Raw genomic sequence first — 18,640 nt, 5'->3', positions numbered from 1 at the left:
GACAAATCAGTTATCATTTGCTATATTAGTGCGTGATTAAAAAGGCTGATTTTCAGGATTTTGCTGATATATTGTCCAGCAGAATAATAAAGGACAAAAACGACAAAGGTTGTTTTTGTCTTTTTTATGCTTAAAAATCCCGCTTTTTGAAATTGTAACCAAAATGTAATATTAGCTTTCTCTGACAGAAAGGATGTTTTCTCCTTGTTAAATGGACACGTAGTGAACTTCGGTAAGCATCGAACAAGACGTAGTTTTTCACGTATTAAAGAAGTACTGAAGCTACCTAACTTGACAGATGTTCAAACCGAATCGTACCAAAACTTTTTGGATGAAGGTATTAAGGAAGTCTTCGACGACATTATGCCGATTAGTGACTTTTCAGGTAAGCTTTCGCTTGAGTACGTTGGCTATAAACTGCAAAAGCCAAAGTATACTGTTGATGAAGCACGTGATCACGATGCAACTTACGCTGCACCAATGCACGTTACCTTAAAACTGACTAACCAAAAAACTGGTGAAATTAAGACCCAAGATGTTTTCTTCGGCGATTTACCTTTAATGACTGAATCTGGTTCATTCATTATCAATGGTGCCGAAAGAGTTATTGTTTCCCAATTAGTTAGATCACCAAGTGTCTACTATTCTGGCGACTATGATAAGAATGGTCGAGAGATCTTCGGCACAACTGTTATTCCTAACCGTGGTGCATGGCTAGAATATGAAACAGATGCTAAGAATGTTTCTTATGTACGTGTTGATCGTACTCGTAAACTGCCTTTGACTGTTTTAATTAGAGCTTTAGGAATTGGCTCAGATGACGAAATTATTGATATCTTTGGTGAAAGTGATACTTTGCAATTCACTTTGGATAAAGATGTACACAAGAATCCAGCAGATTCACGTGTCGCTGAAGCCTTAAAGGATATCTATGAGCGTCTACGCCCAGGTGAACCAAAGACAACTGATTCTTCACGGTCCCTCTTATATGCTCGTTTCTTTGACCCACGTCGCTACGATTTAGCCCCTGTTGGTCGATACAAGGTTAATAAGAAGTTATCATTAAAGAACCGTCTCTACGGTCAAACTTTAGCAGAAACTTTAGCTGACCCAGATACTGGTGAAATTATTGCTAAGAAGGGTACTGTTGTTACTCATGAAGTAATGGACGGCTTAGAAGAGTATCTTGACCGTGATGACTTCAAGATGGTTACTTATGAACCTTCAAAAGAAGGTGTCCTACCTGACCCAATTGTTGTTCAAGAAGTTAAGGTATATTCAAAGGCTAACCCTGAACGTGTTGTTAAGTTGATTTCTAATGGTCACATCGATAAGGACGTTAAATACTTAACTCCTGCAGATATTTTGGCATCAATTAACTACTTCTTCTTATTACAAGATGGTATTGGTGACACTGATGACATCGATCACTTAGGTAACCGTCGTATTCGTCGTGTTGGTGAATTGTTACAAAATCAATTTAGAATTGGTTTGGCAAGAATGGAACGTGTTGTTCGTGAAAGAATGTCAATTCAGGATCCTTCAACTGTTACACCACAACAATTAATCAACATTAGACCTATTGTTGCCAGCATCAAAGAATTCTTTGGTTCATCACAACTTTCACAGTTCATGGACCAACATAACCCGCTTGGCGAATTAACGCACAAGCGTCGTATGTCTGCTTTAGGGCCTGGTGGTTTAACTCGTGACCGTGCTGGATATGAAGTTCGTGACGTTCACTATACCCAATATGGTCGTCTTTGCCCGATTGAAACTCCTGAAGGACCAAACATCGGGTTAATTAACTCTCTTGCATCATACGCAGTTATTAACAAATACGGTTTCATTGAAACACCATATCGTCGCGTTTCATGGAAGACTCATAAAGTTACTGATAGGATTGATTATCTAACAGCTGACGTAGAAGATAACTTCATTATTGCCGGAGCAAACACCAAATTAAATCCAGATGGTTCTTTCAAGGACGATTTAATTTTGGCTCGTCATAAGGAAGATAACGTCGAAGTTAGTCCTGATAAGATTGACTACATGGACGTTATTCCTAAGCAAGTTGTTTCGGTTGCGTCTGCATGTATTCCTTTCCTTGAAAACGATGACTCTAACCGTGCATTGATGGGTGCTAACCAGCAACGTCAGGCTGCTCCATTGATTGATCCACATAGTTGTCTTGTTGGTACTGGTATGGAATACCGTGCTGCGCATGACTCTGGTGCTGCAATTGTTGCTAAGGCAGCAGGAACTGTTGAATACGTTGATGCTAATACAGTTAGAATTAGACGCGCTGATGGCACTTTAGATAAATATGTGCTTGAAAAATACCGTCGTTCTAACAACTCCAAGTCATATAACCAAACACCAAATGTTAGATTAGGTGATCAGGTTGAAGAAGGCGAAGTAATCGTTAATGGTCCAACAATGGATCATGGTGAACTTGCTTTGGGTCAAAACCCAGTAATTGCCTTCATGACATGGAACATGTACAACTATGAAGATGCCATCATGCTTTCAGAACGTTTAGTTAAGGATGATGTCTACACTTCAATTAGTATTGAAGACTATGAATCAGAAGCTCGTGATACTAAACTTGGTCCCGAGGAAATTACACGCGAATTACCTAATGTTGGTGAGGATGCACTTAAAGACCTCGATGGTCAAGGAATCGTTCGCATTGGTGCTGAGGTTCATGACGGTGACATTTTAGTAGGTAAGGTTACACCAAAGGGTGTGACTGAACTATCCGCTGAAGAACGTTTGCTTCACGCTATCTTTGGTGAAAAAGCACGTGAAGTACGTGATACATCATTACGTGTACCTCACGGTGGTGGCGGAATTGTTCGCGATGTTAAAGTATATACTCGTGAAAACGGCGATGAACTTTCCCCAGGTGTAAATACCTTAGTACGTGTTTACATTGCACAAAAGAGAAAGATTCAAGTCGGAGATAAGATGTCTGGTCGTCACGGTAACAAAGGTACTGTTGCTGCAGTTGTTCCTGAAGAAGATATGCCATACTTACCAGATGGTACTCCAGTTGATATTTGTTTGAACCCAATGGGTGTTCCTTCACGTATGAACATCGGACAGTTACTTGAATTGCACTTGGGCTGGGCTGCTAATAGTCTAGGTATCCATGTTGCAACCCCAGTATTTGATGGTGCGAGTGAAAATGATGTTTGGGATACTGTTCATAAAGCTGGTATCGACAAAGATGGTAAGACTGTTTTATATGATGGTCGTACTGGAGAGCCGTTCCATAACCGTGTTTCTGTCGGAATTATGCACTATCTGAAATTAACCCACATGGTTGATGATAAGATTCATGCACGTTCCATTGGGCCTTACTCGTTAGTAACCCAACAACCTCTTGGTGGTAAAGCACAATTTGGTGGACAGCGTTTTGGTGAAATGGAAGTTTGGGCACTTGAAGCTTATGGTGCTGCATACACATTACAAGAAATTTTGACTTACAAATCTGATGACGTTGTTGGTCGTGTAAAGGCATACGAAGCAATTGTTAAGGGTGACAGAATTCCTAAACCAGGTGTTCCTGAATCATTCCGTGTTCTTGTTAAAGAATTACAATCCCTAGGATTAGATATTCGTGTTCTTGACATGGATCACAATGAAATCGAACTTCGTGACATGGATGATGATTCAAATGAACATTTGAATATTGATACCTTGTCGAAGATGGCCGAAGAGCAACAAAAGAAGAAGTTAGCCGAAGAAACCGCAAAATCAGAAGATGAAGAATCAGCCGAGATTGAAGCTCCAGTTGATGAGTCTGACGATGATAACAAGATTTCTAAATAAGTAGGGGGTTAAACTTTTGATCGACGTAAATAAATTTGAAAGCATGCAAATTGGCCTTGCTTCTCCAAATAAAATTCGGAGCTGGTCGTATGGTGAAGTAAAAAAGCCTGAAACGATCAACTACCGTACTTTAAAACCGGAAAAAGATGGTCTGTTTGATGAAAGAATCTTTGGACCAACCAAGGATTGGGCATGTGCATGTGGCAAATATAAAGGTGTGAGATACCGCGGCATCGTTTGTGATCGTTGTGGTGTTGAAGTTACCTCTTCTAAAGTTAGAAGGGAACGGATGGGTCACATCGAATTAGCAGCCCCAGTAACCCACATTTGGTACTTCAAGGGTATTCCATCTCGAATGGGATTGATTCTTGATATGTCACCAAGATTATTGGAAGAAGTTATCTATTTTGCGGCATACATTGTCATTGATCCAGGTGACACTGAACTTGAATTCAAGCAGCTTTTAACTGAAGCAGAATACCGTGAAGAAAAAGCTAAGTACGGTAACCGTTTTGAAGCAAAAATGGGTGCAGAAGCAATTCGCGACTTGTTACGTAAAGTTGACCTAGAAAAAGAAGTTACTGATTTAAAGAAAGAATTAGAAACTGCTACTGGTCAAAAACGTACACGTGCAATCAGAAGATTAGATATTCTTGATGCATTCAAAGATTCTGGTAACAAGCCTGAATGGATGGTCATTGATGCGGTACCAGTTATTCCACCGGACTTGCGTCCAATGGTTCAATTAGAAGGTGGTCGTTTTGCTACTTCTGATTTGAATGACTTGTATCGTCGTGTAATTAACCGTAACAACCGGTTAAAGAGACTGCTCGACTTAAATGCACCAAATATCATTGTTCAAAATGAAAAGCGGATGTTACAAGAAGCCGTAGATGCACTGATTGATAATGGTCGTCGTGGTCGTTCTGTTGTTGGACCTGGTAACCGTCCACTTAAGTCACTTTCACACATGCTTAAGGGTAAGCAAGGTCGTTTCCGTCAGAACTTACTTGGTAAGCGTGTTGACTATTCCGGTCGTTCAGTTATCGATGTTTCACCAAAATTGAAATTCTATCAATGTGGTGTTCCTCGTCCAATGGCACTTGAATTATTCAAGCCATTTGTAATGCACGAATTAGTTAAGCGCAAGATTGCTTCTAACATTAAGAGTGCAAAACGTAAGATTGACCGTGAAGACGATGATGTATGGGATGTACTAGAAGATGTTATCAAGGAAAGAACTGTTTTACTAAACCGTGCGCCAACTTTGCACCGTTTGAGTATTCAGGCCTTTGAACCAGTTTTGGTACCAGGTAAGTCAATTCGTTTGCATCCACTTGCATGTGAAGCCTACAATGCCGACTTTGATGGTGACCAGATGGCCATTCACGTTCCTTTATCTGACGAAGCTGTTGCAGAATCACGTTTGTTAATGCTTGCAGCTCACCATATTTTGGCACCTAAGGATGGTAAGCCAATTGTTACACCATCTCAGGATATCGTTTTAGGTAACTACTGGTTGACTCAAGCCGAAAAGGGTCGTGAAGGTGAAGGAATGATTTTCAATTCACCTGATGAAGCAACAGTTGCATATAATAATGGTGATATTCACTATCACACTATTATTGGTATGTCCGCTGATTCAATGCCTAAGAAGTCATGGCCTAAAGGCTACGAACATGGTATTTTTGTTACCACTTACGGTAGAATCATTTTCAACCAAATTTTCCCAGAAGATTACTTCTACATTAATGAACCAACTGAAGAAAACTTGAACCACCCATTAAGCGCTAAGTACTTCTTAGAGCCTGGTGAGGATATTCATGAAAAGATTGATGATGTTGCTGGTGATTTAATCTCAACTCCATTTAAGAAATCTTTCTTATCTGATTCAATCGCAACTATTTACAAGTACTACAAGGTTCAAAGAACTTCTGAATACCTTGATGACTTAAAGACGCTTGGTTACACTAGTTCAACTACTTCTGGTATTACAATCGGTATGACCGACGTTCCTGAAATTGATGATAAGGATGAAAAGGTTGCTAAGGCGCACAAGCAAGTTGATGTCGTATCTAAGCAATTTAGACGAGGTTTAATTACTGAACAAGAGCGTCACGATCGTGTTATCAGCATTTGGAATGACTGTAAGGATCAGGTTCAGGACGAAATTGCCCAAATTTATGATCCTCGTAACCCAATTACAATCATGGCCGACTCTGGTGCTCGTGGTAACATTTCCAACTTTACTCAGTTAGCTGGTATGCGTGGATTGATGGCCACTCCTAACGGTGGATTGTTCGAAATTCCTGTTACTTCAAACTTCAAGGAAGGTCTATCAGTTCTAGAACTATTCATGTCCACTCACGGTGCTCGTAAGGGAATGACTGATACAGCCTTGAAGACTGCCCAGTCAGGATACTTGACTCGTCGTCTAGTTGATGTTGCTCAAGATGTTATTATCCGTGAAGACGATTGTGGTACTGACCGTGGTATCAATGTTCATGCCATTATGGAAGGTGACGAATTAATTGAGCCATTATACGATCGTCTATTAGGACGCTTTACTGCTGAAACTGTTAAAGATCCTAAGACTGGCGAAGCTATTGTTGGACCAAATGTCATGCTTGATGAAGATTTATCACATAAAATTTGTGATGCTGGTGTGACAGATGTTAAGATTCGTTCTATTCTAACTTGTGATACTTCCCATGGTGTTTGCCGTAAGTGTTACGGTATGAACCTTGCTACTGGTGAAGAAGTTGAAGTTGGTGAAGCAGTTGGTACAGTTGCAGCTCAATCAATTGGTGAACCTGGTACTCAGCTTACTTTACGTACATTCCACAACGGTGGTGTTGCCGGTGCAGAAGATATTACTCAGGGTCTTCCTCGTGTTCAAGAATTGTTTGAAGCACGTAATCCAAAGGGACGTGCTATTATCTCTGAAGTAGATGGTATAATTGATTCAATTCAAGAAAACCCAGCAGAGCATACACGTGAGATTACTGTTAAAGGTAAGATTGATACTAGAAGCTACAGTGTGCCTTACACTGCATCAGTTGCAGTTAGTGAAGGTGATGAGGTTAGTCGTGGATCCAAGTTAACTCTCGGATCAATTGATCCAAAGGAACTCATCCAAGTTACTGATACCTTAACAACTGAAGAATACATCCTAGTTGAAGTTCAAAAAGCGTACCGGATGCAGGGTGTAGACATTTCTGATAAGCACGTCGAAGTTTTGACTAGACAAATGTTACAGAAAGTGCGTGTACTTGATCCAGGTGAAACGAACTTACTTCCGGGTGAGATCATGGATATTGGTGAATTCAAGGAACGTAACACTTCAGTTATTATTTCTGGTGGTATTCCTGCCACTGCACAGAGTGTTATTCTTGGTATTACTAAGGCTGCTCTTGAAACTAACAGTTTCTTATCAGCTGCTTCATTCCAGGAAACTACCCGTGTATTAACTGATGCCTCAATCAGAGGTAAAAATGATCCATTACTCGGTTTGAAGGAAAATGTTATCATTGGTAAGATTATTCCTGCCGGAACTGGTCTTCCAATTTACCGTGATATGGAACCTGAAGCTGATGTTCAAAAACCTAAATCTGTTTATTCAATAGCTGATATTGAAAAGAAGATGAAGGAAGCTGACCAAGCTACAGAATCATAAAAATAATATAAATAAAAACTGTTCTGTTAGAAGTTACTAACGGAACAGTTTTTTGTTTGCTCGAAATTATTACTTTAAAATCTTACCAAATAGAATATACGATATTGTCCATAAAATAATGCCAGCAATCAGAAAGAAGCCAAATATTTTTACTAAGTCTAATATTGATTTAGTCGAAAACCAGCCACTGAATACTAAACAAGGATATACGGTAACCAGCATGATTAGAAAATGAACGATAGATTGTCTTGCTAATGTCCAACTTGTGACATCATAAATAACAGAGGTTGCTGCAACTGCAGTTATTATTAGTCCCGTAATAAATGTCGAGTTGACGCTATAATCATCGATATGTTGTAATTTCATAATTCCAGAAAGTGTACTCATAATGATAAATGGTATGGCGCCACGTATTCCTGCAGATAAAATATAGTGCATCATTTTTCCTCAATAAATTCTAAATGTTTTTATATAAAAGATTTTATCATAGGTTGAAACGCAAAAGAAAATAGGTGATAAAACTGGCTAAATAACAGTCTTTTGATTTTCATCTTTAATCGGAGATCTGACTTAAAAGGCTTTTTATTTGTACAAAAGTTGAGTGATTACACCAATATAAATAAATGGAATAAACGCAACAGAAGCTTTTCTATCCAGCTCATCAGTTTTAAAGAGAATAATTAAAATGAGTGATGCGACTAAAAAAGCTAAATTCGCAAATTGAGGACTAAAGTATAGGGCTAGAATTAAATAAACAAGTAGATCCCCGAAACCCAATTTATTTTTGAAGATTTCATAGACAAAAAGAGCAAAAATAGGAAAAAAGTGAATGAGATCAACAGAACTGATTTTTTTGAAATTTACTAGTAAGTGTATAGTTGTAATAATGAAAGCCGGAACAATGAATGCAACATCAAACTCTTTACTTTGATAGTCGCTAATAGCTGCAAGTAGTAGGCTAAATAGTACAAGTGCAGTATTCATGCCACTAATACTACTGAAATCAATTTTACAAAAGGCAAAGCCACCCAAAAATTCTATTAAGAAATATTCACAGGGGATGTGCACTTTGCAATAGCGGCAGCGACCTTTGAGCATTAAATAAGAAACTAAGGGGATTTCATCAAGTAAGCTCAGTTGTTGTTTGCAATTAGTACATTTGGAACGAGTAAAAATAAAATCCTCTTTGCCTGCTCTTTCAGCAATTACACATGCGTGGGAAGCCAAACAAGTCCCAATCAAAAAATTAGTCAATTGATAAAGTAAATTCATTTTTCCACCTCACATATTTAAATACGCAGAAAACTAAATTTTGCTTTTTCAAAAAAGAAAATTGCATTTTGTTGAAAAGGTAGTACAATAGTCTTTGTGTATTTTGGAGATAACTCAGGTCTAAAAAAGAAACTCCTGGGTGTGTGAACAAGATAATCAAATTTTAGGAGGAAAAAGTTTATGCCAACCATAAACCAATTGGTAAGAAAAGGCCGTCACACTAAGACGACTAAATCAAAGTCACCAGCTTTAAGCTATGGCTACAACAGTATGAAGAAGGAATTAGTAAACAACCCTGCACCACAAATGCGTGGAGTTGCAACTCGTGTTGGTACTATGACACCAAAGAAGCCAAACTCAGCTTTACGTAAGTATGCTCGTGTTCGTCTTTCTAACTTAATCGAAGTTACTGCCTACATCCCAGGTGAAGGCCACAACTTGCAAGAACACTCGGTTGTTTTAATCCGTGGTGGACGTGTAAAGGACCTTCCTGGTGTACGTTACCATATTATTCGTGGTGCCCTTGATACTGCTGGTGTTGATGGCAGAAAACAAAGCCGTTCTAAATACGGTGCTAAGAAAGACTAAAGGAGGAGTTAAATAATGCCTAGAAAAGGACATATAGCTAAAAGAGATGTTTTGGCAGATCCAGTATACAACTCAAAGCTTGTTACTAAATTAATCAACCACTTAATGCTTGATGGTAAGAGAGCTAAGGCATCTTCAATCCTTTACGATGCTTTTGACATTATCAAAGATAAGACCGGTAAAGAACCACTTGAAGTATTTGAAGAAGCAATGAACAACATTATGCCAGTTTTGGAAGTTAAAGCTCGCCGTATCGGTGGTTCTAACTACCAAGTCCCAGTTGAAGTTCGTCCTGAAAGAAGAACAACTTTGGGCTTAAGATGGCTTGTTTCATACGCACGTTTACGTAATGAACACACAATGGATGAACGTCTAGCTAATGAAATCATTGATGCTTCAAACAACACTGGTTCAGCTGTTAAGAAACGTGAAGATGTACACCGTATGGCTGAAGCTAACCGTGCATTTGCACACTATCGTTTCTAATTTTATAAGGAGAGAATGAATTTATGGCTAATAAACGTGAGTTTCCATTAGAAAAAACACGTAATATTGGTATCATGGCCCACATTGATGCGGGTAAGACTACCACTACTGAGCGTATTCTTTATTACACTGGTAAGATTCATAAAATTGGTGAGACCCACGAAGGTGACTCACAAATGGACTGGATGGAAGAAGAAAAAGAACGTGGTATCACTATTACGTCTGCTGCTACTACAGCTCAATGGAATGACTACAGAATTAACATCATTGATACCCCAGGACACGTTGACTTCACTATCGAAGTTGAACGTTCCCTACGTGTTCTTGATGGTGCCGTAACTGTTCTTGATGGTCAAGCAGGTGTAGAACCACAAACCGAAAACGTTTGGCGTCAAGCTGAAACTTACGGTGTTCCTCGTATTGTTTTTGTTAACAAGATGGATAAAATTGGTGCAGATTTTGATAAGTCTGTTACTTCTTTACATGAACGTCTAAATGCTAACGCAATCGCTGTTCAAATGCCTATCGGTTCTGCTGATACTTTTGAAGGTGTCATCGACTTAATCAACATGGTTGCTGATGTTTATGATGAAGACAAACTTGGTTCTAAGTGGGACACTATTCCAGTTCCTGATGAATACAAGGAAGAAGCAGAAAGACGTCGTAACGAGTTAATTGAACAAGTTGCTGACGTTGACGATGCAGTTATGGAGAAGTACCTTAACGGTGAAGAAATTTCCGTTGATGAAATAAAGGCTGCTCTTCGTAAAGCAACTTTGGAATTAAAGGCTTTCCCTGTCTTTGCAGGTTCAGCATTTAAGAACAAGGGTGTTCAAATGATGCTTGATGGTGTTGTTGATTACTTACCATCACCATTAGACGTTAAGCCTTATATTGCTCATGATCCTAAGACTGACGAAGAAGTTCAATTGATTGCTGGTGACGATAAGCCATTCTCAGCTTTAGCATTCAAGATTGCTACTGACCCATTTGTTGGGCGTTTAACTTACATTCGTGTTTACACTGGTTCACTTGAATCAGGTTCATACGTTTTAAACGCATCAAAGAACAGTCGTGAACGTGTTGGTCGTCTATTGCAAATGCACGCTAACTCAAGAAGTGAAATTTCTGAAGTCTTCTCAGGTGATATCGCTGGTGCTATCGGTTTGAAGAACACTACTACTGGTGACTCTTTAACTGACCCAGATCATCCATTGATTTTGGAAAGTTTGGAAGTTCCAGACCCAGTTATCCAAGTGTCAATCGAACCTGAATCAAAGGCTGACCGTGATAAACTTGATGTTGCTTTACAAAAGTTAACTGAAGAAGACCCAACATTCAGAGCTGAAACTAACGCTGAAACTGGTCAAACCTTGATTTCAGGAATGGGTGAATTACACCTACAAATCATGGTTGAACGTATGAAGCGTGAATTCCACGTTGAAGCTAAGATTGGTGAACCACAAGTTGCCTACCGTGAAACCTTCACTAAAGAAGCTAAAGCACAAGGTAAGTTTGTTCGTCAATCAGGTGGTAAGGGTCAATACGGTGACGTTTGGATTGAATTTACTCCAAATGAAAGAGGTAAAGGCTACGAATTTGAAGATGCCATCGTCGGTGGTGTTGTTCCTCGTGAATTTATCCCATCAGTTGATGCTGGTTTGCAAGAATCAATGAAGAACGGTATCCTTGCAGGTTACCCACTGATCGATGTTAAGGCTAAGCTTTACGATGGTAGTTACCACGAAGTCGATTCATCAGAAGCTGCCTTCAAGGTTGCTGCATCTCTTGCTTTAAGAAATGCTGCTCCTAAGGCTGGTGCTGTAATTCTTGAACCAATTATGAAGGTACAAGTTATTACTCCTGAAGAATACTTGGGTGATGTAATGGGTTCAGTTACTGCTCGTCGTGGTACAATGGACAACATGGTAGACCGTGCTGGTGCCAAGGTATTGAATGCAATGGTTCCACTTGCTGAAATGTTTGGTTACGCAACTACTTTACGTTCATCAACTCAAGGTCGTGGTACATTTACTATGGTATTTGACCACTATGCTGCAACTCCTAAGTCAATTCAAGAAGAAATTATTAAGAGTCGTGGCGGTAACAACAATAACGCTGAATAATTTTAACTAAACAATTTGTTTAATCGAGCTATTGGTAAATCCAATAGCTCTTTTTTTGTTTAAAAATAAGCAATTTTCTTGCTATATCGAGCCATAGATAGTAACTTAGGCGCTGTTGAAAAATTTTAATTTTAATTTTTGAAAAAAGTATATTAATTAATTGGTCAAAATTGAGAAAAATATCCTAAAACCCTTGATATCTAGCCATAAAATCAGTATACTAGTCTTTGTGCGCTTAGGGCATACTATGCTCTAATGCACATATTTGTTGTAAAGCGTTGATGCAAAAGGTTGCGGCACACCAGGCTGCATTGCCACAGAGGCGGTGCCGGGAATTTTTGCGGAGGCTAGTCATCTTTTAAAAAGAAGACGTTGAGGAGGTAATTCAATGGCAAGTCAATCAATTCGTATTAGACTTAAGTCTTACGAACATGGTATTCTCGATGAATCGGCTGCTAAAATTGTAGAAACAGCTAAGAGAACTGGTGCTGAGATCTCAGGTCCAGTTCCACTACCAACAGAAAGGGTTTTGTTTACTGTTCTTCGTTCACCACACAAGAACAAGGACTCACGTGAACAATTTGAAATGCGTACGCACAAGCGTTTAATCGATATTTTAAGTCCTACACCTAAAACTGTTGATTCTTTAATGAAGCTTGATCTACCAAGCGGCGTTGACATCGAAATCAAATTATAATTTTTAAAAAGAAAGAGGTGTAATCATGACCAAAGGAATCTTAGGAAGAAAAGTCGGTATGACTCAAGTCTTCACCAAAGATGGCATCCTTGTTCCTGTAACTGTTGTCGAAGCAACTCCTAACGTTGTTATGCAAGTTAAGACTGTTGAATCAGACGGTTACGAAGCAGTTCAATTGGGATACCAAGACAAGCGTGAAGTTTTGAGCAACAAACCAGAAAAAGGTCATGCTGAAAAAGCAAAGACTTCGCCTAAGCGCTTCATACGTGAAATCCGCGGAGTTGAGCTTAAGGACTACGAAGTCGGCTCAGAAATTACTGTGGACACATTTAAGGAAGGTGACGTCGTAGACGTTACTGGTACTACAAGAGGTCATGGATACCAAGGTAACATTAAGCGTTGGGGCCAATCACGTGGACCTGAAACTCACGGTTCAAGATACCACAGAGTTCCTGGTTCAATGGGTTCCATCATTAACCGTGTACCAAAGGGCAAGCGTTTGCCAGGTCACATGGGTATGAAGAAAGTTACCATTGAAAACTTAGTAATTGAAAAAGTTGTAGCAGACAAGAATGTTTTACTTATTAAAGGTAACGTTCCAGGTGCTAAGAACTCATTAATTACTGTTAGATCTGCTGTTAAGAATAGTAAATAGGAAGGAGGACTAGAATGGCTAATTTAAAAGTTATCGATCAAAAAGGTAAAGATGCCGGTGAAGTTACTTTAAAAGATGAAGTATTTGGTATCGAACCAAACGAAAGCGTAGTTTTTGACGCAATCATCAGACAAAGAGCTGGCAAGCGTCAAGGTACCTCAAAAGTTAAGAACAGATCTGCTGTTCGCGGTGGTGGTAAAAAGCCATGGAAGCAAAAAGGTACTGGTCGTGCTCGTCAAGGTTCTATCCGTTCACCACAATGGCGTGGCGGTGGTGTAGTCTTCGGACCAACTCCACGTTCTTACGCATATTCAATGCCAAGAAAGCAACGTCGTTTGGCTATCAAGTCAGTTCTTTCCCAAAAGTTGATTGATAAGAATTTGATCGTTTTAGACCAGTTGACAATGTCTGCTCCTAAGACTAAAGAATTCAAGTCAATGTTAGACAGCTTAAATATTGAAGGTAAAGTACTTGTTGTTTCAGAAGACAAGAATGTACAACTTTCAGCTAGAAACTTACCAAAGGTTAAGGTTGTTCCTATCAACGGTTTAAACGTTGAAGACGTTGTCAACTATGACAAATTGATCTTGACTAAGGATGCTATTGAGAAGATTGAAGAGAATGTTGAGGGGGCTTCGAGAAAATGAGTGCACATGATATCATTTTAAGACCTATCATTACTGAAAAGTCAACGAACTTAATGGATGATAAGAAGTACACTTTCAACGTGCTTTTAACTGCAACCAAGACTCAAGTTCGTAATGCTGTCGAAGAAATCTTTGATGTCAAAGTTAAGAAAGTTAATATCATGAATGTTCGTGGTAAAGACAAGCGAGTTGGTCGTTACACTGGTAAAACTGCTCGTACGCGTAAAGCAATTGTCACATTAACTGATGATTCAAACGACATTAAGATTTTCAAAGACGAAAATCAAGAAGAAAATAAGTAATAGGAGGTCAGTCAATTGGCTATTAAAATTTATAAGCCAACCACAAATGGTCGCCGTAATATGACTTCTTCCGACTTTGCTGAGATTACTAAGACTACGCCAGAACGTACCTTACTTGAATCTCAATCACATACTGCAGGTCGTAACTCATATGGTCGTATTACAAGTAGACACCGTGGTGGTGGTCATAAACAAAAGTACCGTATCATCGATTTTAAGCGTAACAAGGACAATGCAAAGGCTGTTGTTAAGTCTATTGAATATGATCCAAACAGAAGTGCTAACATTGCGCTTTTACACTACACTGATGGTATCAAAGCTTACATTTTAGCTCCTAAAGGCTTAAAAGTTGGCGATGTTGTTGAATCTGGTCCAAATTCAGATATTAAACCAGGTAACGCTTTACCATTAGCAAACATTCCAACTGGTACTTCGATTCACAACATTGAATTAAGACCTGGCAAAGGTGGACAATTCGTAAGAAGTGCCGGCACCAGTGCTCAAGTTTTAGGTAATGACGGTAAGTACACTTTAGTTAGATTACAAAGTGGCGAAGTTCGTAAGATTTTGTCAGCTTGTCGTGCAACTATTGGTGTTGTTGGTAATGAACAACACTCATTGATTCAATTAGGTAAGGCTGGCCGTAGTCGCTGGTTAGGCAGACGTCCACAATCTCGTGGTTCTGTAATGAACCCTAACGATCACCCACATGGTGGTGGTGAAGGTAAGGCTCCAGTTGGTCGTCCACAACCTATGACTCCTTGGGGTAAGAAAGCTCGCGGTATTAAGACTAGAGATAGTAAGAAAGCTAGCGAGAAGTTAATTATTCGTCACCGTAAGGGTAGCAAGTAACAGAAGGAGGGTTAATTAATGAGCCGTAGTATTAAAAAAGGGCCTTTTGCTGATGCATCATTGCTGAAGAAAGTCGATGCACAAGCAGACACAGAGAAAAAACAGGTTATTAAAACCTGGTCGCGTCGTTCAACTATTTTCCCTTCCTTCGTTGGTTTGACTATAGCTGTTTACGATGGTAGAAAACATGTTCCAGTTTATATTACTGAAGACATGGTTGGTCACAAGTTAGGTGAATTTGTTCCAACGAGAACTTTCCATGGACACAAGACATCTGACGACAAGGCCACTGGAAAATAGAGGAAGGAGAAACACTTAAATGGCAGAACAAATTAGTTCAGCTAGGGCTGAAGCAAGAACTGTTCGTATTGCTCCAAGAAAAGCACGTTTGGTCGTTGATTTGATTCGCGGCAAAGATGTTGCTGAAGCATTGGCAATCTTGAAATTTACGCCTAGAGCTGCTTCCCCAATCGTTGAAAAAGTTTTACGTTCAGCAATTGCTAACGCAGAACATAACTACGATCTTGAAAGTGCTAACCTTTACGTATCAGAAGCATACGTAAATGAGGGTGCTACTTTAAAGAGATTTAGACCACGTGCCAAGGGTATGGCTTCTCCAATTAACAAGAGAACTAGTCATGTAGTTGTTGTAGTTTCAGAAAAGAACGATTAAGGGAGGTATATTAATGGGTCAGAAAATTAACCCAAATGGTTTTCGTCTCGGCGTAATTCGTGACTGGGAATCTAAATGGTATGCTGACAGAGGATATAAAGAAACCTTAAATGAAGACTTGAAGATCAGAAACTTCATCTCAAAGAAATTAAAGGATGCCTCTGTTTCTACTATTGAAATTGAACGTGCAGCAAATAGAATCAACGTATCAATTAATACCTCAAAGCCTGGTATGGTAATTGGTAAAGGTGGTTCTGAAGTTGAAGCTTTAAGAAAACAATTAAATGCATTAACTAAGAAGCAAGTTCACGTTAATATTGTTGAAATTAAGAAGCCAGATCTTGATGCTAAGTTAGTTGCTGACAGTATTGCAGCCCAACTTGAAGCTCGTGTTGCTTTCAGACGTGCTATGCGTCAAGCAACTCAAAGATCTATGCGTGCTGGTGCCAAAGGAATCAGAGTTCAAACTTCTGGTCGTTTAAACGGTGCCGACATGGCAAGAAGAGAATGGCACACTGAAGGTCGTGTTCCATTACAAACTTTAAGAGCTGACATTGATTACGCTTGGGTAAATGCCTTCACTACATACGGTGAAATTGGTGTTCAAGTATGGATCAACCGCGGAGAAGTTTTACCTTCAAAGAGTAAAAATCCTGCAAAAGCTGTGAAGGGAGGAAACAAATAATGCCTCTAGTACCTAAAAGAGTAAAGCACCGTCGTGAATTCCGTGGAAAGATGCGTGGTGCTGCTAAGGGTGGTAAGACCATCGCTTTCGGCGAATACGGTTTACAAGCTCTTGAATCTCACTGGATTACTAATCAACAAATCGAAGCTGCCCGTGTTGCGATGACTCGTTACATGAAGCGTGGTGGTAAAGTTTGGATTAGAATTTTCCCTCAAAAGTCATACACTGCCAAAGGTGTTGGTGTCCGGATGGGTTCCGGTAAAGGTGCACCAGCTGGTTGGGTAGCTGTAGTTAAGAGAGAAAAGATTATGTTTGAAATTGGCGGAGTTAGTGAAGAAGTTGCTCGTGAAGCTTTAAGACTTGCTTCAACAAAATTGCCAATTAAATGTAAGTTTGTGAAAAGAAGTTCGGAAGTAGGTGGCAATTCTAATGAAGGCTAAGGATATCAGAGCACTAACCACTGATCAGATGTTGGACAAGGAAAAGCAATATAAAGAAGAACTCTTCAACTTGCGTTTCCAACAAGCAACGGGTCAATTAGAAAATACCGCTCGTCTACGCAAAGTCCGTAAAAACATCGCTAGAATTAAAACAATTCTAAGTGAAGATGCATTGAAGAAAGATTAGTGGAAGGGAGTTATTAACTTGAGCGAAACAATCGAAAGAAATCGTCGTCACGTATATCAAGGTCGAGTAGTTTCAGATAAGAATGACAAGACTATTACAGTTGTTGTTGATACTTACAAGAATCACCCTGTTTACAAGAAGCGTATCAAGTACTCCAAGAAGTACTACGCACAAGACGAAAAAAATGAAGCTAAAGTTGGCGATACTGTTCGTATCATGGAAACCCGTCCATTATCTCGTACAAAGCGCTTCCGTTTAGTAAAAATTGTCAAGAAATCTGTATAGTTTTGCGGATTTAGTGAGGGGAGGATTAAATAGTGATTCAAAATGAATCCCGTTTGAAGGTTGCTGATAACTCTGGTGCCAGAGAACTATTAGTTATTAGAGTCTTAGGTGGATCAAGACGTAAGACCGGTAACATTGGTGATATCGTAGTAGCAACTGTTAAACAAGCAACACCAGGTGGCGTTGTCAAAAAAGGTGACGTTGTCAAAGCTGTCATTGTTAGAACAAAATCAGGCGCACGCCGTGAAGATGGTTCATACATCAAATTTGATGAAAATGCCGGCGTTGTAATTAATGCAGATAAGAGCCCACGCGGTACTCGTATCTTTGGGCCTGTTGCACGTGAGTTGCGTGAGCACGACTTTATGAAAATCGTCTCTCTTGCTCCTGAAGTCTTATAATTAAGTGAGGTGCACTGATGTTTGTTAAAACTGGTGACAAAGTAAAAGTTATTGCCGGAAAAGACAAAGGCAAAGAAGGTACTGTTCTTTCTGTTAACGTTAAGAAAAACCGTGTGGTTGTTAAAGGCGTTAATACAATTAAGAAACACCAAAAACCTTCTCAAACCAATGCTAATGGTGGTGTAGTTGAATCTGAAGGTTCAATCCACGCATCAAACGTTAAGGTTATTGCTAAGTCTGAAAGCAAAAAAGAAGAAACTAAGAAATAGGAAGGAGGACACAAATGGCAAATTATTTAGCAGAAGAATATAAAGAAAAAATTGTTCCTGCATTGCAAGAAAAGTTTGAATACAGCTCAGTTATGCAAGTACCTAAAATCGAAAAGATCGTTTTGAACATGGGTGTTGGTGACGCTGTTACTAATGCAAAGAACTTGGATGAAGCTGTCGAAGAATTAGCTTTAATCTCAGGTCAAAAGCCTTTAGTAACTAAGGCTAAGAAGTCAATCGCTAACTTCCGTTTACGTGAAGGTATGTCTATCGGTGCTAAGGTTACCCTTAGAGGAGATAGAATGTATGACTTCTTGTACAAGTTAATTAGTGTTTCACTTCCTCGTGTTCGTGACTTCCGCGGTGTTTCAAGCCGTTCATTCGATGGTCGTGGTAACTACACTTTAGGTATTAAGGAACAACTTATCTTCCCTGAAATTGACTTTGATAAAGTTAATCGTACAAGAGGTTTAGATGTTGTTATCGTTACTACTGCCAACACTGATGAAGAAGCTCGTGAGCTTTTAAGTCAATTTGGTATGCCGTTTGCAAAATAATGGAG

Annotated in this window: 21 protein-coding genes; 19 read left to right on the top strand and 2 right to left on the bottom strand. The window is 39.4% G+C overall.

The window, feature by feature from the left end; genetic code table 11:
• Positions 1 to 204: 204 nt before the first annotated feature.
• Together rpoB and rpoC are read left to right on the top strand one after the other, a co-directional pair.
• On the top strand, positions 205 to 3,837 hold the full coding sequence (gene rpoB / locus H3T48_RS00315; protein WP_122035770.1) for a DNA-directed RNA polymerase subunit beta: 3,633 nt from the start codon (positions 205 to 207) through the stop codon (positions 3,835 to 3,837).
• Between the two features lie 16 nt (positions 3,838 to 3,853).
• Positions 3,854 to 7,513: a DNA-directed RNA polymerase subunit beta' gene (gene rpoC, locus H3T48_RS00310; protein ID WP_198187649.1), complete on the top strand. Its 3,660-nt coding sequence runs from the start codon at positions 3,854 to 3,856 to the stop codon at positions 7,511 to 7,513.
• A gap of 69 nt (positions 7,514 to 7,582) precedes the next feature.
• Here the strand turns inward: rpoC and H3T48_RS00305 are convergent, their stop codons facing one another.
• Positions 7,583 to 7,954, bottom strand: a complete 372-nt coding sequence (locus H3T48_RS00305) for a DUF3021 family protein (protein WP_232349824.1) — start codon at positions 7,952 to 7,954, stop codon at positions 7,583 to 7,585.
• A 141-nt stretch (positions 7,955 to 8,095) separates the two neighbouring features.
• On the bottom strand, positions 8,096 to 8,785 hold the full coding sequence (locus H3T48_RS00300; protein WP_198187648.1) for an A24 family peptidase: 690 nt from the start codon (positions 8,783 to 8,785) through the stop codon (positions 8,096 to 8,098).
• A gap of 180 nt (positions 8,786 to 8,965) precedes the next feature.
• Between H3T48_RS00300 and rpsL the strand changes: the two genes are divergently transcribed.
• From rpsL to rplE, 17 genes are all read left to right on the top strand, one after another.
• Positions 8,966 to 9,373, top strand: coding sequence for a 30S ribosomal protein S12 (rpsL, locus tag H3T48_RS00295; protein ID WP_046307589.1), 408 nt, complete (start codon positions 8,966 to 8,968; stop codon positions 9,371 to 9,373).
• 15 nt (positions 9,374 to 9,388) lie between these two features.
• Positions 9,389 to 9,859 (top strand): 30S ribosomal protein S7, encoded by a 471-nt coding sequence (rpsG, locus tag H3T48_RS00290; protein WP_046307588.1) that lies wholly within the window; start codon positions 9,389 to 9,391, stop codon positions 9,857 to 9,859.
• 23 nt (positions 9,860 to 9,882) lie between these two features.
• Positions 9,883 to 11,985 (top strand): elongation factor G, encoded by a 2,103-nt coding sequence (gene fusA, locus H3T48_RS00285; RefSeq protein ID WP_074425752.1) that lies wholly within the window; start codon positions 9,883 to 9,885, stop codon positions 11,983 to 11,985.
• A 388-nt stretch (positions 11,986 to 12,373) separates the two neighbouring features.
• Positions 12,374 to 12,682: a 30S ribosomal protein S10 gene (rpsJ, locus tag H3T48_RS00280; protein WP_046307586.1), complete on the top strand. Its 309-nt coding sequence runs from the start codon at positions 12,374 to 12,376 to the stop codon at positions 12,680 to 12,682.
• Between the two features lie 25 nt (positions 12,683 to 12,707).
• Entirely contained in the window at positions 12,708 to 13,337 is a 630-nt protein-coding gene (gene rplC / locus H3T48_RS00275; protein ID WP_046307583.1) for a 50S ribosomal protein L3, read from the top strand.
• A 14-nt stretch (positions 13,338 to 13,351) separates the two neighbouring features.
• Complete coding sequence (rplD, locus tag H3T48_RS00270) at positions 13,352 to 13,984, top strand: 50S ribosomal protein L4 (RefSeq protein WP_046307581.1); 633 nt, start codon at positions 13,352 to 13,354, stop codon at positions 13,982 to 13,984.
• Complete coding sequence (gene rplW / locus H3T48_RS00265) at positions 13,981 to 14,286, top strand: 50S ribosomal protein L23 (RefSeq protein WP_046307577.1); 306 nt, start codon at positions 13,981 to 13,983, stop codon at positions 14,284 to 14,286. Before rplD ends, rplW begins: the two co-directional genes overlap by 4 nt.
• 15 nt (positions 14,287 to 14,301) lie before the next feature.
• On the top strand, positions 14,302 to 15,138 hold the full coding sequence (rplB, locus tag H3T48_RS00260; RefSeq protein WP_122035762.1) for a 50S ribosomal protein L2: 837 nt from the start codon (positions 14,302 to 14,304) through the stop codon (positions 15,136 to 15,138).
• A gap of 18 nt (positions 15,139 to 15,156) precedes the next feature.
• Positions 15,157 to 15,438: a 30S ribosomal protein S19 gene (rpsS, locus tag H3T48_RS00255; RefSeq protein WP_046307575.1), complete on the top strand. Its 282-nt coding sequence runs from the start codon at positions 15,157 to 15,159 to the stop codon at positions 15,436 to 15,438.
• A gap of 19 nt (positions 15,439 to 15,457) precedes the next feature.
• The gene (gene rplV / locus H3T48_RS00250; RefSeq protein WP_198187647.1) at positions 15,458 to 15,811 is read left to right on the top strand and encodes a 50S ribosomal protein L22; all 354 of its coding nucleotides are present in this window, start codon (positions 15,458 to 15,460) and stop codon (positions 15,809 to 15,811) included.
• Positions 15,812 to 15,824: 13 nt separating this feature from the next.
• Positions 15,825 to 16,496: a 30S ribosomal protein S3 gene (gene rpsC, locus H3T48_RS00245; protein WP_046307570.1), complete on the top strand. Its 672-nt coding sequence runs from the start codon at positions 15,825 to 15,827 to the stop codon at positions 16,494 to 16,496.
• Positions 16,496 to 16,936, top strand: a complete 441-nt coding sequence (rplP, locus tag H3T48_RS00240; protein WP_046307568.1) for a 50S ribosomal protein L16 — start codon at positions 16,496 to 16,498, stop codon at positions 16,934 to 16,936. Before rpsC ends, rplP begins: the two co-directional genes overlap by 1 nt.
• Positions 16,926 to 17,123 carry a 50S ribosomal protein L29 gene (rpmC, locus tag H3T48_RS00235; RefSeq protein WP_046307567.1) on the top strand — a complete coding sequence of 66 codons (198 nt, stop codon included), beginning with the start codon at positions 16,926 to 16,928 and terminating at the stop codon, positions 17,121 to 17,123. Before rplP ends, rpmC begins: the two co-directional genes overlap by 11 nt.
• 18 nt (positions 17,124 to 17,141) lie before the next feature.
• Positions 17,142 to 17,408 carry a 30S ribosomal protein S17 gene (gene rpsQ, locus H3T48_RS00230; protein WP_046307565.1) on the top strand — a complete coding sequence of 89 codons (267 nt, stop codon included), beginning with the start codon at positions 17,142 to 17,144 and terminating at the stop codon, positions 17,406 to 17,408.
• A gap of 32 nt (positions 17,409 to 17,440) precedes the next feature.
• Complete coding sequence (gene rplN / locus H3T48_RS00225; RefSeq protein ID WP_034980437.1) at positions 17,441 to 17,809, top strand: 50S ribosomal protein L14; 369 nt, start codon at positions 17,441 to 17,443, stop codon at positions 17,807 to 17,809.
• 17 nt (positions 17,810 to 17,826) lie between these two features.
• Entirely contained in the window at positions 17,827 to 18,078 is a 252-nt protein-coding gene (gene rplX / locus H3T48_RS00220) for a 50S ribosomal protein L24 (RefSeq protein WP_046307564.1), read from the top strand.
• Positions 18,079 to 18,092: 14 nt separating this feature from the next.
• Positions 18,093 to 18,635, top strand: a complete 543-nt coding sequence (gene rplE / locus H3T48_RS00215) for a 50S ribosomal protein L5 (protein ID WP_046307563.1) — start codon at positions 18,093 to 18,095, stop codon at positions 18,633 to 18,635.
• The last annotated feature ends 5 nt before the right edge of the window (positions 18,636 to 18,640 follow it).

This window comes from Lactobacillus sp. M0403, from assembly GCF_016101265.1.
Classification (GTDB): Bacteria; Bacillota; Bacilli; order Lactobacillales; family Lactobacillaceae; genus Lactobacillus; species Lactobacillus apis.
This window is presented reverse-complemented; position numbering and strand designations above follow the sequence as displayed.

What these genes read in the sequence shown, in the direction of transcription:
- H3T48_RS00305 (WP_232349824.1), bottom strand. Translation starts at nt 7,954, where the DNA reads ATGATGCACTATATTTTATCTGCAGGAATACGTGGCGCCATACCATTT.
- H3T48_RS00300 (WP_198187648.1), bottom strand. Translation starts at nt 8,785, where the DNA reads ATGAATTTACTTTATCAATTGACTAATTTTTTGATTGGGACTTGTTTG.
- rpsL (WP_046307589.1), top strand. Translation starts at nt 8,966, where the DNA reads ATGCCAACCATAAACCAATTGGTAAGAAAAGGCCGTCACACTAAGACG.
- rpsG (WP_046307588.1), top strand. Translation starts at nt 9,389, where the DNA reads ATGCCTAGAAAAGGACATATAGCTAAAAGAGATGTTTTGGCAGATCCA.
- fusA (WP_074425752.1), top strand. Translation starts at nt 9,883, where the DNA reads ATGGCTAATAAACGTGAGTTTCCATTAGAAAAAACACGTAATATTGGT.
- rpsJ (WP_046307586.1), top strand. Translation starts at nt 12,374, where the DNA reads ATGGCAAGTCAATCAATTCGTATTAGACTTAAGTCTTACGAACATGGT.
- rplC (WP_046307583.1), top strand. Translation starts at nt 12,708, where the DNA reads ATGACCAAAGGAATCTTAGGAAGAAAAGTCGGTATGACTCAAGTCTTC.
- rplD (WP_046307581.1), top strand. Translation starts at nt 13,352, where the DNA reads ATGGCTAATTTAAAAGTTATCGATCAAAAAGGTAAAGATGCCGGTGAA.
- rplW (WP_046307577.1), top strand. Translation starts at nt 13,981, where the DNA reads ATGAGTGCACATGATATCATTTTAAGACCTATCATTACTGAAAAGTCA.
- rpsS (WP_046307575.1), top strand. Translation starts at nt 15,157, where the DNA reads ATGAGCCGTAGTATTAAAAAAGGGCCTTTTGCTGATGCATCATTGCTG.
- rplV (WP_198187647.1), top strand. Translation starts at nt 15,458, where the DNA reads ATGGCAGAACAAATTAGTTCAGCTAGGGCTGAAGCAAGAACTGTTCGT.
- rpsC (WP_046307570.1), top strand. Translation starts at nt 15,825, where the DNA reads ATGGGTCAGAAAATTAACCCAAATGGTTTTCGTCTCGGCGTAATTCGT.
- rplP (WP_046307568.1), top strand. Translation starts at nt 16,496, where the DNA reads ATGCCTCTAGTACCTAAAAGAGTAAAGCACCGTCGTGAATTCCGTGGA.
- rpmC (WP_046307567.1), top strand. Translation starts at nt 16,926, where the DNA reads ATGAAGGCTAAGGATATCAGAGCACTAACCACTGATCAGATGTTGGAC.
- rplX (WP_046307564.1), top strand. Translation starts at nt 17,827, where the DNA reads ATGTTTGTTAAAACTGGTGACAAAGTAAAAGTTATTGCCGGAAAAGAC.
- rplE (WP_046307563.1), top strand. Translation starts at nt 18,093, where the DNA reads ATGGCAAATTATTTAGCAGAAGAATATAAAGAAAAAATTGTTCCTGCA.